Raw genomic sequence first — 16557 nt, forward strand, 5'->3', positions numbered from 1 at the left:
ATTAATGCAGTGTTTTTGAGGCTTGAATCGCCATGGCACGCTCAACACGCTCACGATAATCCGTGATGCCAGCAAGCTCACTGTCACTGGCACAGGTGCTTTGAATTTTGGCTTGATAATCAGCAAAACTGGATACCACTTTGGCAGGCACACCAATCGCCACGCTATGATCAGGAATATCTTTTGTCACCACTGAGCCTGCACCAATCACCACATTTGAGCCAATGCTCACGCCTGGCATTACAATGGTATTGACCCCAATAAACACATGCGAACCAACTTGAATTGGGGCAAAGCGTTGATAGCGCTTCCCTTGCTCATCTTTGACTAGACAGGTACTGCCATCATGGGTAATAAATTTCACCCCTGAAGTGACCGTCACATGGTCGCCAATGCTAACCAAGAACGGTTCTGAGCCCCAACTTTTAATATAGATTCGGCAGTTTTCACCGACTTTCACACCTTTTTTGCGTGCATAAGCCACACTGCCCTTCGCCATAAAATAAGCAAGATCAAACAGCTGTCGAAAAGCAGAAACTATAAATGCCATACGCATGACCTATGTCAGGATCAGAAAATCAAAAGGGAGAAAATTAAGCTGAATATTTTACGCTGAAAATCTACTTTACGATATGGAAACCGCAGTCACGATACAGGATGAAAAAAAAGATCAGAGCGATTTGATTTTTTTAACAGGACTACCGACATAGACACCTGATTCATCCAAAGGTTTCGAGACGAGGCTACACGCGCCAATCACCGAATCACTTGGAATTTTCACACCATCAAGTACCGTCACCCGCGCACCAAGCCAAATATTTTCGCCTAAACTCACGCCTTGTTTGGTAATCGCATCTTTCACCAACACATCAGGTTCACCAAATTTATGATTACTGGCAATGATGATGCTTTGCGTACCAATACGGGTGTTATCGCCAATGCTCAGCCCACCACAGCCATTGATAAATGACTTCGAGTTAATGCTGACGTCTTTGCCAATCGATACCTTGCCACCAAAGCATTTGATGTAACAACTTTCACCAATAAAACTGTTATCCGCGATTTCTAAGCTTGCGCCTTGCTCAACAATTAAACTGACATGATCGCCAATATAGACATTCTTACCGATCTTGACTTGTCCGCTAATATCAACCGTACAGCCTTTGCCGAAGTAACGGAATTGCGTGCCAAATGCTATGTTGTACATCACTTTACGGCACTGTGAAGCAAACCAATTCATGTATTTTAAAATTTTAAAAAACATCAGTTTTTGTTTCTCCACACAACATATAAAATGGCAAAGTTATAGAAAATTAATGCCACAGGCACCGCAAGTAACATATACACTTTATCAGCAAAGACTGCATAGAAGCCTGCAAATAAAGCGAACTTAATCATGAGTTCAACGATTTGCAATTTAAACAGTATTTGGCTGTTGCGCTTAGCTATTAAAAAAGCTGAGCTTGGTGGATTACAGAAAATCGCCCAATAGCCCAAAGCTAAAATTTGAAAATAACTCGAAATACCCACCCATTCACTGCCAAAAACCCATAAATATAAAGATTCAGGCAATACAAAGACCGAAGCAAATAACGGCAGTGAAACTAAACTCAGTAGTACACTTGCTTTTAACGCATTTTGGCTTGAATCCACATCTTTAAATTTGCGAATAAAAAATTGACGCAGGGTTTGTGAAATTAGATTGATCGGGACACGTAAAGTCCGCTCAACGATGGCATAGAAACCCATCACCTGCACACCGACAAAATGCGACACCACATAATACGGCAAGTTATGCGAAAAACTATTCAGCAAGGCATGCGGTGTATTGGCGTAAATGAAATCTTTATAATTTTTAAAAGCCTGCCAACTGACTTGATAGAGCTGATACTTCAAGATGTAGAGCAACATCGCCACGATCATCAGGATAGAACTGACATTGTAGCTATTGACCAGACTGATCTGTATAAACAGTGGCAAACTCAGTTGCACCGCAACGACAATCGCACTTCTAAAAATATTTAAGCCTGCACAAAAATATTCCTTATGCGCAGCAAATTGATAGTTATAAACGCTCTGAAGCAAGGTATTGGCAAGCACACCCGTTGCCACAGCAAACGCCATTTCAACATTTAAAATCAGACTGATAACGATGCCACTCATCACAGCAATCACCGTTGAAAAGACTGCACCCTCAAAAATCAGGCTTTTTTTATCTTGTTCTTCGGCAACCAACAGCGCTTGATCCAAACGCAAATTAGCTACTGTTGAAAGTACACTGACAATCGCCAAAGCAATACCATACGCGCCAAAATCAGCAACAGAATATAGGCGCGTTAAAACAGGAAGTGCGATAAATGTCATTATCGCACCGACCAGTAAACTTAAGGTAATCAGTCCAATGGACTGATATTTTGCGAACAGTTTCGCAATCATCTGCTCAAGATCATTTTAAGTTATTGACGTACCAACGCATGGCCAATTGAATGCCTTCGGCAATTTTATACTGCGGTGCATAACCCAAATGTTGCTCAATTTTGGCAATGCTCGCTTGTGAATGACGTACATCACCTGCACGGAACTCACGGTAAACAGGATCACGCTCAAAGTTCACATCATTAGTTGCAAGCGCTGCCTGAATGGCACGATATAACTCATTCAACGTAGTACGGTCACCCACAGCCACGTTATAGACTTGATTTTTTGCTTCATCGCTTTGCGTTGTCGCAGCTAAAATATTCGCTTGCACAACATTTTGAATAAAACAGAAATCACGGCTGGTTTCACCATCACCATTAATAAACACGTCTTCACCAGCAATCATCGATGAAGTCCATTTTGGAATCACCGCCGCATAAGCCCCTTTCGGATCTTGGCGCTGACCAAAGACATTAAAGTAACGCAAGCCAATCGTTTTAAAGCCATACGTTTTTGCAAATACGTCTGCGTATAATTCATTGACGTACTTCGTCACTGCATATGGAGATAATGGCTTACCGATGTTTTCTTCTACTTTTGGCAATGCGGGGTGATCACCATAAGTCGAACTGCTGGCAGCATAAGTAAAACTTGATACATTGGCATCACGCGCAGCGACCATCATGTTCAAAAAACCAGTGATATTTGCACTGTTTGTCAAAATTGGATCGGCAATCGAACGCGGTACAGAACCTAAAGCTGCTTCATGCAGCACATAATCCACACCTACACAGGCTTTTTGGCAATCTTCTAATTTGCGGATATCACCTTCAATGAAACTGAATTTCGCCCATTGTTCAGCCGTCACTAAGCTTTGTACTTCATCAAGATTGTACTGATGACCTGTGGCAAAGTTATCTAAACCCACTACGGTTTGGTTGAGCTTGAGTAAGGTTTCTAAAAGGTTTGAGCCAATAAAGCCCGCAACACCTGTTACCAGCCATGTTTTAGGCGCTGTTTTAAGGTTTTCACATACCTGTTGATATTGATTCATGATGGTATGCCCTCTTATAAACGAAGATCAGATTCAGCTTGAGATAAGACGTATTTCAAGTCATACAGCACATGATCAGCTTTACCCAAAGCACGGATCGCATCTACGCCCATATCTTTAAACTGGTGATGGGCAACTGCTAAAATTACAGCATCATATTTGGCATTTTCCAGCGCTTGCACAGGGCTAATACCGTACTCATGTTCAGCCTCAGCTCCATCCACCCAAGGGTCATAGATATCGGCATCAATATGATATTCTTTCAATTCTTTCACAATATCAATGATGCGGGTATTACGGATATCCGGACAGTTTTCTTTAAAGCTTAAACCTAAAATTAAAACTTTGGCATCTTCTACTTGAATGCGTTTTTTCAGCATGGCTTTCACCAACTGAGTGACCACATAAGCCCCCATACCATCATTTAAACGGCGACCCGCTAAAATAATTTCAGGGTTGTAGCCAATCGCTTGGGCTTTATGCGTTAAATAGTACGGGTCAACACCGATACAGTGACCGCCAACTAAACCTGGACGGAACGGTAAGAAGTTCCATTTTGTTCCCGCTGCTTGTAATACCGCTTCGGTATCAATGCCCATTTTATTGAAAATCAACGCCAATTCATTAATTAAGGCAATATTCACATCGCGCTGGGTATTTTCAATCACCTTGGCTGCTTCTGCAACTTTAATGCTGGCTGCTTTGTGTGTACCTGCTTCAATAATCAGGTTATAAACTGCATCAACATAATCAGCGACTTCAGGCGTAGAACCCGAGGTGATTTTTAAAATATTCGTCACACGGTGCAGTTTATCGCCTGGGTTAATTCGTTCAGGGCTATAGCCTGCATAAAAATCTTGATTAAATATTAAGCCTGAGTTCTTCTCTAAAACAGGAATACAGACTTCTTCTGTTGCACCCGGATAAACTGTTGACTCGTAGACAACCACATCACCTTTTTTCAGCACTTTAGCAATGCTTTCTGAAGCTTTTACCAATGGGGTTAAATCTGGCTGTTTATATTCATCAATAGGAGTTGGAACAGTAACAATAAAAAAATTACAGTCATTTAAGTCTTCTAAATTTGCGCTGTAACTTAACTGAGCCGACTGTGCTAACTCTTCAGGAGAGACTTCTAAAGTATGATCACGTCCGCTACGTAATTCATCAATACGCTTCTGATGAATATCAAAGCCCACCACGGGAACTTTTTTTCCAAACTCAACAGCTAGAGGTAAACCGACATAACCTAATCCGATTATGGCAATTTTTAATTCGGAGAGTTGTAACATACTGAAGCCTATGTCATCGATGAACTATCAATCATCGTTATGTTGTAAATAGCGTTAAATTATATCAGAAAATCAAATTTCGATTGTGTAATGATGTTCTATGACGACTGTAATTTTAATCAAGAATATTTATAGGATTAAACAATTTCCCCTATAAAACAAACATTACTCATTTAAAAAAAAATCAACTAACAACAAGATCTTTAAAAGATATTCATACATGCAAGTCTTGATTAAACTTACGATTTAAAACAAATGTAAAGCTATATTCTACAAGGTGAATAGTATAAACTTAACATTCTAAAATGAGTAATTTGGGTACTTAAACCCGCATTTTAATGATTCAAAAATTTTATAAATAGGATTTGTATTCGAGTGAGTTACTATCGTTATAGCTGTATGTTAGCTTTGAGTCTAAGTATGACGGGTTGTGCCATTACTTCAGGCTTACAAACCTATGACCTTCCTAAAGAAGGTACATTTCAGACTGATTTAGGCTCGACAGTCAATGTTATTAAACTGACTCAAGAAAATTTAGTAGCTGTTCAACCCGCCCAAGTAAATCAGCAAAATTTTGCCCATCTGTTCAATCAACAACAACAAAATTATCGTCTAAACTCAGGTGATATTTTATCTATTTATTTATGGGCATACCCTGAAATAACCCCACCCACAAATACAATAAGCAATGAAGAAGCGATTAAATCAAACGGCTACCAAATTGATCAAAGTGGCTATATCCAATTCCCTATTATTGGCCGATATAAAGCTGCAGGAAAATCGCTGACACAAGTCAATCAGGAATTACGCAGCCAACTTGCTCGTTACTTAAAAACCCCAGATGTGATTGTTCGCGTCCTATCCTATCAAGGCCAACGTTTTTCGGTCCAAGGTAATGTGATGAAAGGTGGTCAGTTTAATCTGACCGACCAACCAACCAGTGTATACACTGCACTTGGTCTTGCTGGCGGCGTAAATACGCAACTTGGTGACAATACGTCTATTACCTTAGTACGCCAGGGGCAAACTTATAACTTAAACAGTATCCAATTAGAACAAGCGGGCTATTCACTACATAATTTGCTCATCCAACCTAATGATACGATTTATGTCAATTCACGCGAAAATCAAAAAATATATGTGATGGGTGAATCTGGTCAAAATAAACCTGTCCCTATGCGGGATCAAGGCATGAGCCTCAGTGATGTGCTCGGAGAGAGCCTAGGGCTAAATTCGCTTTCAGCAAGTCGAGGTAAAATCTACGTAGTGCGTAGCGATATGAATAGCCCAATGACTGAAATTTACCATTTAGATTTAACCAGTATCGGTGACTTTGGGCTCGCAAACCAGTTCAAAATGCGTAGCAACGATATTGTGTATGTTGATGCATCTGGTTTAGCTCGCTGGCAGCGTGTGATCAATCAAGTGATTCCTTTCTCAAATATGATCTACAACATGGACAGATTGGGCCAATAATGTTATTTAAAAATATTTTGGTGGTCTGCGTAGGTAATATCTGCCGAAGCCCTATGGCAGAATATCTCCTAAAAAAAGCTCATCCCAATCTGAATATTTATTCAGCGGGAATCGCAGGGATGATTGGACACGCAGCAGACGATAAAGCCCAATACTGTATGCAAAAAATTGGCGTCGATATGAGTGGACATATTGCCCAAAAATTAAATGCTGAACTGATCAAAAAATCAGATTTAATTTTAGTCATGAGTTCAAATCAACAAAAGCATATTGAACAAACATGGCCATTTGCAAAGGGTAAGACTTTTCGTTTAGGTCATTGGCAAGGTAAAAATGTGCCTGACCCATACCAGCACGATCAAGCCTTTTTTGACCAAACCTCAGAACTGATCCAATCCTGCGTTGCAGATTGGACTAAACATATTTAACTTTTGATGTACGATTATGAGCCAAAATACCAATACAGAAGATACAATTGATTTAAAAGAATTATTTTTCTCTCTGATTGCACAATGGAAGTTAATTGCTTTATGTGTAATTTTAAGTCTCGTTTGTGCCCTACTTTATTTAAGAACCACGCCTGATACCTACGCAGTAAATGCACTGGTACAGGTTGAAGAAAGTAAAGGAACTTCAGCAGCACTCTTGGGTGATCTATCAGGCATGATTGATCAAAAGCAACCAGCTCAAGCAGAAATTGAAATTTTAAAATCACGCTTAGTTCTAGGTACTGTGATTCAAAATTTGCATCTTGATCTTAAAGTTTCGGGTACAGAGAATTCATTTATTGATCGCCTATTTTCTCCACATGATTATGTGACTGAATATAAAAATAAATCAGTAACTTTTAAAGACAATGAAAAAAGTTTTGATATTCGACAGTTTAATATTCCAGCAGTATATCGAGATAAAAATATTGATCTCAGCTTTAAAGATAATCAGTTTACATTAACTGATCTTAAAACTGAGCAAATCATTTTAACGGGTAAATTAAACCAAGATAATTCATTACGCACCGCTGACGGACAGTGGGATATTGCTATTTACACCCGTGACCAACTCAATGATCATTATTTGATTCAAAAGCAATCTTTACCAGCTGCTGTGGACAGCATTTTGGCAAACTATTCGGTTGCTGAAAAAGGAAAAATGACGGGCGTGCTTGGCCTTAACTATCAGGGCCAAGATAAAGAACATATTACAAAAGTTTTAAATGCCATTTTAGCAGCCTACAGCCATCAAAATATTGAAAGACGTTCGGCTGAAAGTGCACAAACATTAAAATTCCTAGACGAACAACTCCCTGAATTAAAACAACAGCTTGATGTCGCAGAACGTGAATTTAACAAATTCCGTCAAGAGTTTAATACTGTCGATGTCACTAAAGAATCTGAACTCTATTTAACTCAAAGTGTCACTCTTGAAACTCAAAAAGCTGAATTAGAGCAAAAAGTTGCTGAAGCTTCTGCGAAGTACACCAGTGAGCATCCAGTGATGCAACAAATGAATGCTCAATTGGGTGCAATCAATAGCAAAATTGCTGAACTAAATGCCACCTTAAAAAAATTACCAGACCTACAACGTCGTTATTTACAGCTCTATCGTGAAGTTGAAGTGAAACAACAACTTTATACAGCGTTGTTGAATTCTTACCAACAGCTTCGTATTGCCAAAGCTGGTGAAATTGGTAATGTCCGTATTGTGGATACTGCCGTAGAGCCTATTGAACCAATTGCACCAAAAAAACTACAAATCTTGATACTTTCAATTTTTCTTGGTGGTTTCCTCGGTACATTACTTGCACTACTACGTAACATGCTACGCTCAGGAATCAAAGATTCTTCAGAAATTGAGAACACCCTTGATCTTCCGGTTTATGCCACTGTGCCACGTTCCCCTATTCAGGAAAGTCGCATCAAGTTACTGAAGAAGAAAAAGACCATTCCTGTACTTGCGGTTAAAAATAGCGATGATATTGCAATTGAAAGCCTGCGCAGTATGCGTACTGCCATTCACTTTGCACTGACATCTGCAAAAAATAACCTGATCATGATTTCGGGGCCAGCACCAGAAGTTGGTAAATCGTTTATTTCAACCAATTTAGCTACGATTCTTGCGCAAAGCGATAAACGTGTTTTAATTATTGATGCCGATTTACGTCGTGGTTATTTGAACAAATACTTCAATCATGACAACCAACCAGGTCTTTCTGAGTATTTAAATGGTCAGCGTGATCTAGACAGCATCATTAAAACCACTGAAATTCCAAATTTGAGTGTGATTACTCGTGGTAAAAGCCCTTCTAATCCATCTGAGCTTTTAAGTTCTGGTAAATTCAAAGAATTCTTAGATTTGATTTCACCGATGTTTGATCATGTGATCATTGATACCCCTCCTGTACTTGCGGTGACAGACGGTATCATTATTTCGCAATATGCTGGTGTGAATTTGGTGATTGCTCGTTATGCCAAAACTCAGTTGAAAGAACTAGAGTTAACCGTGAACCGCTTTGAACAAGTGGGTGTGAAGGTCAATGGTATTATTTTAAACGACATTCAACGTAGCTCAGCTGGTTATGGTTATGGTTATGGCTATAACTATTCTTATGGTTATAAAGCTTCAAAAGACCAAGACTAATTCAAGCCTATTCAAAAAAGCCACCGAATACGGTGGCTTTTTTTATTTTCGAAATTTATGTTGCATGCATCTTTCTGTATAAAAAATGTTTTATATATTCATACCGTTATAGTATAAAAATAAGAACATGACTATGATGATCTTTCCTGCACCTTACCTGATCATAGAGATAGGTAAGCGCTGAACAGGAAAAGTCTGCTAGAATTTCAGCAACTTTTTACATATAAAATAATTGTGGGAAAATATATGAGTAAGGCCCTACCTATCGCTGTCGCTGTATTACTCGGCGGTGCCGCACTTGTTCCTGTTTACTATGCAACTAAAACACCTGCTACGCAATCAGCAACATCAACTCAACCAGCTGCAAATGCTTCTGCTGTCGCTAAAATCAGTTATGCACTTGGTTATGAAGTTGCCCATCAAACGCCTCCAGAATTAGATATTGATAGCTTTGTCACTGGCGTTCGTGCAGGCCATGCTCGTGCAAAACCTGCATATACTGAAGAAGAATTACAAAAAGCATATGCTGAGTTCCAGCAAGAAATGCAAAACAAGCAGCTTGAAAGCAATAAGCAAGCACAAAGTAGCAGTGATAATTTCTTAACGGAAAACAAAAGCAAAGCGGGGGTTAAAACCACTGCTTCTGGTTTACAGTACCTAACAACGAAAGAAGGTACAGGTAAACAACCGCAAGCTACATCAGTTGTTAAAGTTCACTACACAGGTAAGTTAGTGGATGGCACAGTATTTGATAGTTCAGTACAGCGCGGCGAGCCAATTGAATTTCCGTTGAACCAAGTAATTCCGGGTTGGACTGAAGGTCTGCAGTTAATGAAGGAAGGTGGCAAAGCTACTTTATATATTCCCTCAAACCTAGGTTATGGTGCTCAAGGTGTTCCGGGAACGATTCCACCGAACAGTACTTTAATTTTTGATGTAGAACTCATTGAAGTTAAATAATAAAACCGGTACAGGAGAGCTTTTCGCTCTCCTGCTTTATTTTGAGACTCGGTCATGAAATTACAGATCAGTATGTTGTGTTTGGCATTCTGCTCAAGCACTGTATTTGCCAAAGATGTCAGTAATAAAAGTAGTGCTGCAGAACAAGTGGGTTATAGTTTTGGTTATTTAATGGGACGCAGTAATGCTGAATCCATTAAGGATTTGGATATTGATGCATTTGTTGCAGGTTTAAAGGCAGCTTCTAAAGGTCAAGCTTCGTCATTAACAGATGAAGAAATGACCCGTGCCTTAACCCAATATAAAAAGCAAACCGAAGCGAAACAACTGATTGAACTGAAGCAAAAAGCGGATGCGAATGCCACCATTGGTGCCGCTTTCCTTGCTGAAAATGCCAAAAAACCGGGCATTCAGGTCACGAAATCTGGCCTGCAGTATCAAGTCATTCAAGCTGGCAAAGGTAAGTCACCCAAAGCAAATTCAACAGTGAAAGTTCACTATGAAGGTCGCTTAATTGATGGTACTGTTTTTGATAGTTCAATTGCACGTAACCAACCTGCGATGTTCCAAGTGAGTCAAGTCATTCAGGGTTGGACAGAAGGTCTACAGTTGATGAAAGAAGGTGCAAAATATCGCTTCTTCATTCCTGCCAATTTGGGCTATGGTCAAATTGGTTCAGCAGACGTCATTGAGCCAAACAGCACGCTGATTTTTGATGTAGAGCTCATTGAAGTTCTCCCGAAATAACTACTCCCTTCAGGAGCATCGACAAATCTCGATGCTCCTCAATATTTCATCGTTCCATTATTTTCTTTTACAATTTTTTTGATTGATTTGACTTAAAATTCACATTGATATCTTATATTTATTTCACAAAAACCAATTTCCCTTTATTTTAAATCTTCATCAACTGCGTAGCCGCACATAAGGATTTGACCATGACCGTTAAAATTAAGACTCGCGAAATTCAATATACAGCAGCTGATGGAACTCAACTTTTTGGCTATTTTGCCGCACCAGAGTCAGACACTGCAGTCGCAGGTGTGTTAGTTGCCCCTGAATGGTGGGGACGCAATGAATATACCGAACAACGTGCGCGCGAATTGGCTGAACAAGGCTATGCTGCTTTCGCTTTGGATATGTATGGTGACAAAAAAGTCACCACAGATGCCAAGCAAGCTTATGAATGGATGATGCAAACTTTTGATCATGCCGACACCATTGTGACCCGTGCGTCTGCTGCATTAAACACTTTGGCACAGCAAAAAGAAGTAAATGCAGATAAACTCGCAGCTATAGGCTTTTGCTATGGCGGAAAAGTCGTGCTGGATTTAGCTCGTTCAGGTGCTGCATTAAAAGCTGTGGTGACCTTCCATGCAACACTTGCTACAGCGACTCCTGCACAAACAGGACAAGTCCAAGCAGAGATTTTAGTGCAACATGGTGAGCTCGACTCGATGGTGAGCTTAGATGATGTTGCAACCTTTAGAAATGAAATGGATGCTGCCCAAGTGCAGTATCAAATCAATATTTTTGAAGGTGCAAAACATGGCTTTAGCAACCCGATGGCGGATGAACGCGCCAAAGCAAACGGCGTAGATTTAGCTTATAACGCTGCTGCAGAACAACAAAGCTTAGCGGCCATGTATGCTTTGTTAGCACGCCAGCTTAGTTCTTAAAGCGCTAAGAACCAATACCAATATTTAATTTATAAAAATGAGGAGAGCACAATGACAGAACTCAATTGTCCATATTGCAATTTTGACGAATATGACGTGATTGCAAAAAATGATTTTGGTGTTGTACTTCCTGAACCACATACACTGTCTAAAGGGCATGCTGTCATTGTCCCGCTACGTCATGTTGGTTCATTTTTTGAAATTACTGATAAAGAACGTAAAAGTTTAATGTCCTTACTTGAACAAGCGCGTAATGAATTAAATTTACGCTATCAACCTACTGGCTTTCATATTGGGTTTAATGATGGACAAGTTTTTGGCGAAGCCACTGAACATGTGCATATTCACATTATTCCACGTTATGAAAACCAAACATTGGCGCTCGATACCCGCTGGGGCTTTAAAAGCTAAACTTTAAAAATTCACACTCACTAAGGAGCTTCGGCTCCTTTTTTGATGGCCACTATTTTTGCATTTCCCCTGATATACAGTTTTCGTTTTGAACAAAAAGAATGACTATTGAAAGATGTATACTAGGCAGGTTTTTTCAATTTTGACTGTATTGCATGTTTAACTTTTCTGATGCCCTTCTCGACTGGTTTGATGTCCATGGTCGTCATGACTTACCGTGGCAAGTGAAGGATGACCCTTACAAAGTGTGGGTTTCAGAAATTATGCTGCAACAAACCCAAGTCAAAACTGTCCTACAATATTTTGATCGATTTATTCAACGGTTTCCGACTGTTGAAGATTTAGGCCATGCCTCTTGGGATGATGTGGCGCCCTATTGGGCTGGCTTAGGCTACTATGCACGGGCTCGGAACTTACACAAAGCCGCGGGTATTGTTGCACGTCAGGGACATTTTCCAAGCAATCTTGAGCAGTGGATGGAGCTACCGGGCATCGGCCCGTCTACTGCGGGTGCGCTGATGTCTTTGGGTTTAAGACAATATGGCGTGATTATGGACGGCAACGTCAAGCGAGTATTGTCTCGTTTCTTTGCTATAGAAGATGATTTATCGAAACCTGTACATGAACGGGCCATGTGGCAACTGGCGACAGAGCTCTGCCCCACTGAACGCAACCACGATTATACCCAAGCGATTATGGATCTGGGTGCAACGGTATGCACGCCGAAAAAGCCGCTCTGTTTATATTGTCCCATGCAACAGCACTGCAAAGCACATGCTCAGGGTTTAGAAACTGAATTACCTTATAAAAAGCCTAAAAAGCCTGTTCCAGTGAGAGAGGCTCAAGTCATGCTGATTCAATCTGCAGGAGAATGGCTGTGGATACAACGTCCGAATAGCGGTCTATGGGGCGGTCTGTGGTGTTTACCTATTTTTGATCAACCCCATGAGTTTCAATCCTACACTCAGCAACTTGGACTGAAACCTACCACCACTCAAGTGCAGATATCACATAGCTTTACCCACTTCACTTGGCTTTTAGAAGCTACTGTATTTACCGTTGCTGCCGATCAAAAAGAGCATTTAGCCATTGAATGCAACGCACAGTGGTATACCCCGATACAAGCCACTGCACTCGGTATTCCAACCGCCATGAAAAAACTTATTTCTACGCTAGAACTCGAAAGCCATTCTATGCCATAGTTTTGAACTGCTCATCAATTGAATAGGGACAAATGTGACTCAAGGATTTTTTCAGCTTCGCAAAGGGTTGTTCGGCGGTATTGGTTTTATTTTGCTTTTACTCAGCGCCTGTACGTCGACTCCACCCAAACCATCAGGCAGTACATTGCCTGCTCATGAAGTGAAAAAATTACAAAACATGCGTTTATCCAATCAATTGCCTGTTCCTGTTCATCAAGTCAAACGAAGTGAGCTCAAGGACACTTGGGGCGCAGCGCGTAGCCAAGGACGAAGCCACGAAGGCATTGATATTATTGTTCCACGTGGAACAAAAGTTCTCAGTGCTACAGAAGGTTTAGTTGCTGACTTACGTAATAACAATTTGGGTGGTAAAGTGATATGGATTATGGGGCCCGCAGGTTCTTGGCATTATTATGCGCATCTTGATGGTCATAAACGTGGCTTAAACGTCGGCGACTATGTCAAAAAAGGTGATGTCATTGGCTATGTAGGTAATACTGGCAATGCTCGACATACTGCACCACATTTGCATTATGGCATTTACTTGGGTGGTAAAGGTCGCAATGCCGTTAACCCCTATCCGTATTTACGTTAATTTTAGGAAACATACATGTCAGAAGCGTTGATCAATCGTCTGGTGGAATTTGCAGAATCTGGTAATCAACAAAAAATCAGCCTCAATGGACAGTCTTATCAGGGCTGGATCATGGAGATCACTGAAGAAGCATTACTCATCAGCACCGGTTACGCAGACAAATCGGGTAAAGATGTATGGATTCAATTTGCCGATCTCGATCAAGCGGAACTGTTGTATTGGGACAATAAAAACGATCAATGGACTGTCTTTAAAATTTAAGTCAAAAGGAGCATTCAACATGACGATACAACGCTGTGCTTGGTGCTCCGAAGATCCTTTATATATTGCCTACCACGACACTGAGTGGGCTAAACCTAGTTTTGATGAGCAGCATCTCTTTGAAATGCTATGTCTTGAAGGACAACAAGCGGGGCTGTCTTGGATCACTGTGCTGAAAAAGCGGGCCTGCTATCAGCAGCATTTTTTTCAATATCCCATTGCCGAAATCGCAGCGTTGAGTGACCTACAATTACAAGAAAAATTACAAGATTCAGGTTTGATTCGCCATATCGGCAAACTCACTGCCATTCGTGATAATGCCAAAGCATGGCAACAGTTAAAAGCCCAAGGGATTCATCCGGTGGAATTTCTTTGGAATTTTGTCGAAGGTCAAATTGCCAATAATGATGTAGTTGAATATCGCAGCGCCCCTGCACAAACCGCTCAAAGTCAGGCCATGTCCAAAGCATTAAAAAAGCATGGCTTTAAATTTGTCGGCCCAACGACTTGCTATGCTCTGATGCAAGCTATCGGCATGGTCAATGATCATGAAAATCACTGTGACTTTAAATACACGCACGCAGAATGACCTCAAAAACAGAAAGGATAGAATAATGAGTGACAATACAATTCAAGCCTATGCAGCAATGAACAGTGGTGAAGCCCTTGTTCCCTACCAATTTGATGCAGGTGAATTACAAGCCCATCAGGTTGAAGTCAAAGTCGAGTATTGCGGTCTTTGTCACTCAGATATTTCTATTATCCAAAATGATTGGAAATCTTCGGTATATCCTGTGGTTCCAGGGCATGAAGTGATTGGAACCATTACCCAACTCGGCAGCGAAGCAAAAGGACTCAAAGTCGGACAACGTGTAGGCATTGGCTGGACAGCAGAAAGTTGTCAACACTGTGACTCGTGTATCGATGGTCGCCAAGTGCAATGTACTGGAACCAAGACGGCGACAATCGTCGGTCATGCGGGTGGCTTTGCCAACAAAGTCCGTGCGGGCTGGCAATGGGTTATTCCCCTTCCAGATGATCTCGATCCAACCAGTGCTGGTCCTCTACTCTGCGGCGGGATTACGGTATTTGATCCCATATTACAGCACCAAATTCAGGCCATTCACCATGTTGCCGTGATCGGCATTGGTGGTTTAGGTCATATGGCGATTAAATTGCTCAAAGCTTGGGGCTGTGAAATTACCGCATTCAGCTCAAACTTAGATAAAACCGATGAACTTAAAGCTATGGGGGCTGACCATGTGGTGAATAGTCGTGATCTTGCTGCAATTAAAGCGCAGCGTGGGAAGTTCAATTTGATTTTAAGCACGGTCAATGTGACGTTGGATTGGCAAGCCTATCTTTCGACTTTGGCACCGAATGGAAGCGTTCACATGCTTGGCCTAGCACTTGAGCCGATGCAAATCCCTGCAGGAATGTTGATCAGCGGTGCTAAATCTGTCACTGGCTCATCAACAGGCTCTCCTGCAGCACTGCGTGAATTACTTCGATTCGCTGCACGTCAAAATATTGCACCACAAATTGAAATGTATCCCATGTCTCAGGTGAATGAAGCGATTGAACGTTTGCATTCAGGAAATGTTCGTTATCGAATTGTGCTGAAAGCTGATTTTTAACGGCAAAAATCTAAGCCAAGAAAGCCTGCTGCATGCAGGCTTTCTTGTGTCCTTTATACACTCATCAAAATTAGACGGTATTTGAGTTTATGCATTCCTTTCGCACCCAATCTGCAAGCAACAAAATGGCCTGCTGAATTTCTGTCGATAGCTCATGCCCTGCATTTAGGCGAATACAATTGTTATAACGATTGTCCTCACCAAAAATTAAACCTGGCACAATATTGATGCCACGTTTTTGCGCATGGTAATACAGCGCCAAACTGTCTATTTGTTCAGGCATCTGCAACCACAGTGCATAACTGCCTTGAGGCCGATTTAGACGGATATCAACCCCTTGAAAAGCATCGTAAATATACTGACGATACTGCTCGACTTGCACCATTAATTTAGGACGCAATTCAGCAAGATGTTGGCGATACGCACGACTAAAAATCAAATCGGCAAGTCCTAACTGCAAAGGCGTATTCACCGAATTATTTTGCAAAAGTAATTTGGGACGCAAATGTTGCAAATGTGGTGGAAGACAAAACCACCCCACCCGATAAGAAGGCGATAAAGATTTTGAAATCGACGCACAATAGATCACATAGCCCGCCCGGTCCCAATATTTGATAGGCAATGGTCGCTTTGCATTGAAACTACACTCAGCTTGACATCCTCACCCCCTTAAAAGAGGGTGATTCCTACAGCTAGACGCTTATGCCCAAGCGCAAGAATGTTTAGAGCTGAGTTTATATCTCGATCATGAGCTGTACCACAGCTCATGCACTCCCATTCTCTTATTCCAAGATCTGTCTTACCTTTTGGACTACTTGAGGTGATCTCACCGCAGCACGAACAGATTTGGGTGGTATAGGCTTCTTGGACTTCTTCAAACAATACGCCTGCGTTCTCGCATTTATACTTGAGCATTGTTTTTAGTGCAGAAGATC

Annotated in this window: 18 protein-coding genes and 1 pseudogene; 12 read left to right on the forward strand and 7 right to left on the reverse strand. The window is 41.0% G+C overall.

Annotated features, from left to right (window positions below; translation table 11 throughout):
- Position 1: 1 nt before the first annotated feature.
- From FTU65_RS07460 to tviB, 5 genes are all read right to left on the reverse strand, one after another.
- Positions 2–550 carry an acyltransferase gene (locus FTU65_RS07460; protein WP_180066601.1) on the reverse strand — a complete coding sequence of 183 codons (549 nt, stop codon included), beginning with the start codon at positions 548–550 and terminating at the stop codon, positions 2–4.
- A 120-nt stretch (positions 551–670) separates the two neighbouring features.
- Positions 671–1264, reverse strand: coding sequence for a DapH/DapD/GlmU-related protein (locus FTU65_RS07465; RefSeq protein ID WP_180066603.1), 594 nt, complete (start codon positions 1262–1264; stop codon positions 671–673).
- Positions 1264–2436: an oligosaccharide flippase family protein gene (locus FTU65_RS07470; protein ID WP_180066604.1), complete on the reverse strand. Its 1173-nt coding sequence runs from the start codon at positions 2434–2436 to the stop codon at positions 1264–1266. The genes FTU65_RS07465 and FTU65_RS07470 overlap by 1 nt, the downstream gene beginning before the upstream one ends.
- A 10-nt stretch (positions 2437–2446) precedes the next feature.
- Positions 2447–3472 carry an NAD-dependent epimerase/dehydratase family protein gene (locus FTU65_RS07475; protein ID WP_180066606.1) on the reverse strand — a complete coding sequence of 342 codons (1026 nt, stop codon included), beginning with the start codon at positions 3470–3472 and terminating at the stop codon, positions 2447–2449.
- Between the two features lie 14 nt (positions 3473–3486).
- Positions 3487–4764, reverse strand: a complete 1278-nt coding sequence (tviB, locus tag FTU65_RS07480; protein ID WP_180066608.1) for a Vi polysaccharide biosynthesis UDP-N-acetylglucosamine C-6 dehydrogenase TviB — start codon at positions 4762–4764, stop codon at positions 3487–3489.
- A 399-nt stretch (positions 4765–5163) separates the two neighbouring features.
- On the opposite strand from tviB, the gene FTU65_RS07485 reads away from it, so the two are divergent.
- The 12 genes from FTU65_RS07485 (at position 5164) to FTU65_RS07540 (ending at position 15622) form a co-directional block, all read left to right on the forward strand.
- Positions 5164–6240: a polysaccharide biosynthesis/export family protein gene (locus FTU65_RS07485; RefSeq protein ID WP_180066617.1), complete on the forward strand. Its 1077-nt coding sequence runs from the start codon at positions 5164–5166 to the stop codon at positions 6238–6240.
- Positions 6240–6668 (forward strand): low molecular weight protein-tyrosine-phosphatase, encoded by a 429-nt coding sequence (locus FTU65_RS07490; protein ID WP_180066610.1) that lies wholly within the window; start codon positions 6240–6242, stop codon positions 6666–6668. The genes FTU65_RS07485 and FTU65_RS07490 overlap by 1 nt, the downstream gene beginning before the upstream one ends.
- 16 nt (positions 6669–6684) lie before the next feature.
- The gene (locus FTU65_RS07495) at positions 6685–8877 is read left to right on the forward strand and encodes a polysaccharide biosynthesis tyrosine autokinase (RefSeq protein WP_180066612.1); all 2193 of its coding nucleotides are present in this window, start codon (positions 6685–6687) and stop codon (positions 8875–8877) included.
- 246 nt (positions 8878–9123) lie between these two features.
- Complete coding sequence (locus FTU65_RS07500) at positions 9124–9837, forward strand: FKBP-type peptidyl-prolyl cis-trans isomerase (RefSeq protein WP_078191625.1); 714 nt, start codon at positions 9124–9126, stop codon at positions 9835–9837.
- A gap of 54 nt (positions 9838–9891) precedes the next feature.
- A complete protein-coding gene (locus FTU65_RS07505) occupies positions 9892–10584 on the forward strand; it encodes an FKBP-type peptidyl-prolyl cis-trans isomerase (RefSeq protein WP_180022944.1) in 693 nt (230 codons plus the stop codon).
- A 191-nt stretch (positions 10585–10775) separates the two neighbouring features.
- The gene (locus FTU65_RS07510; protein WP_180011067.1) at positions 10776–11516 is read left to right on the forward strand and encodes a dienelactone hydrolase family protein; all 741 of its coding nucleotides are present in this window, start codon (positions 10776–10778) and stop codon (positions 11514–11516) included.
- Between the two features lie 51 nt (positions 11517–11567).
- Positions 11568–11927, forward strand: coding sequence for an HIT family protein (locus tag FTU65_RS07515; RefSeq protein ID WP_078191628.1), 360 nt, complete (start codon positions 11568–11570; stop codon positions 11925–11927).
- A gap of 155 nt (positions 11928–12082) precedes the next feature.
- Positions 12083–13129, forward strand: coding sequence for an A/G-specific adenine glycosylase (gene mutY / locus FTU65_RS07520; protein ID WP_180055728.1), 1047 nt, complete (start codon positions 12083–12085; stop codon positions 13127–13129).
- Between the two features lie 67 nt (positions 13130–13196).
- Positions 13197–13724 (forward strand): M23 family metallopeptidase, encoded by a 528-nt coding sequence (locus FTU65_RS07525; RefSeq protein WP_180066619.1) that lies wholly within the window; start codon positions 13197–13199, stop codon positions 13722–13724.
- A gap of 15 nt (positions 13725–13739) precedes the next feature.
- Complete coding sequence (locus tag FTU65_RS07530) at positions 13740–13985, forward strand: hypothetical protein (RefSeq protein WP_078191630.1); 246 nt, start codon at positions 13740–13742, stop codon at positions 13983–13985.
- Between the two features lie 19 nt (positions 13986–14004).
- On the forward strand, positions 14005–14574 hold the full coding sequence (locus FTU65_RS07535) for a DNA-3-methyladenine glycosylase I (RefSeq protein ID WP_180042052.1): 570 nt from the start codon (positions 14005–14007) through the stop codon (positions 14572–14574).
- A 25-nt stretch (positions 14575–14599) separates the two neighbouring features.
- A complete protein-coding gene (locus FTU65_RS07540) occupies positions 14600–15622 on the forward strand; it encodes an NAD(P)-dependent alcohol dehydrogenase (RefSeq protein WP_180003640.1) in 1023 nt (340 codons plus the stop codon).
- Between the two features lie 70 nt (positions 15623–15692).
- Here the strand turns inward: FTU65_RS07540 and FTU65_RS07545 are convergent.
- Together FTU65_RS07545 and FTU65_RS07550 are read right to left on the reverse strand one after the other, a co-directional pair.
- A pseudogene (locus tag FTU65_RS07545) lies at positions 15693–16274 on the reverse strand (aminotransferase class I/II-fold pyridoxal phosphate-dependent enzyme); the annotation flags it as partial.
- 17 nt (positions 16275–16291) lie between these two features.
- On the reverse strand, positions 16292–16557 hold a 266-nt coding region (locus FTU65_RS07550), incomplete at its 5' end, for a zinc ribbon domain-containing protein (protein ID WP_180066614.1).

It is taken from the genome of Acinetobacter sp. YH12129 (assembly GCF_013418685.1).
In the GTDB taxonomy this organism is placed as follows: Bacteria; Pseudomonadota; Gammaproteobacteria; order Pseudomonadales; family Moraxellaceae; genus Acinetobacter; species Acinetobacter amyesii.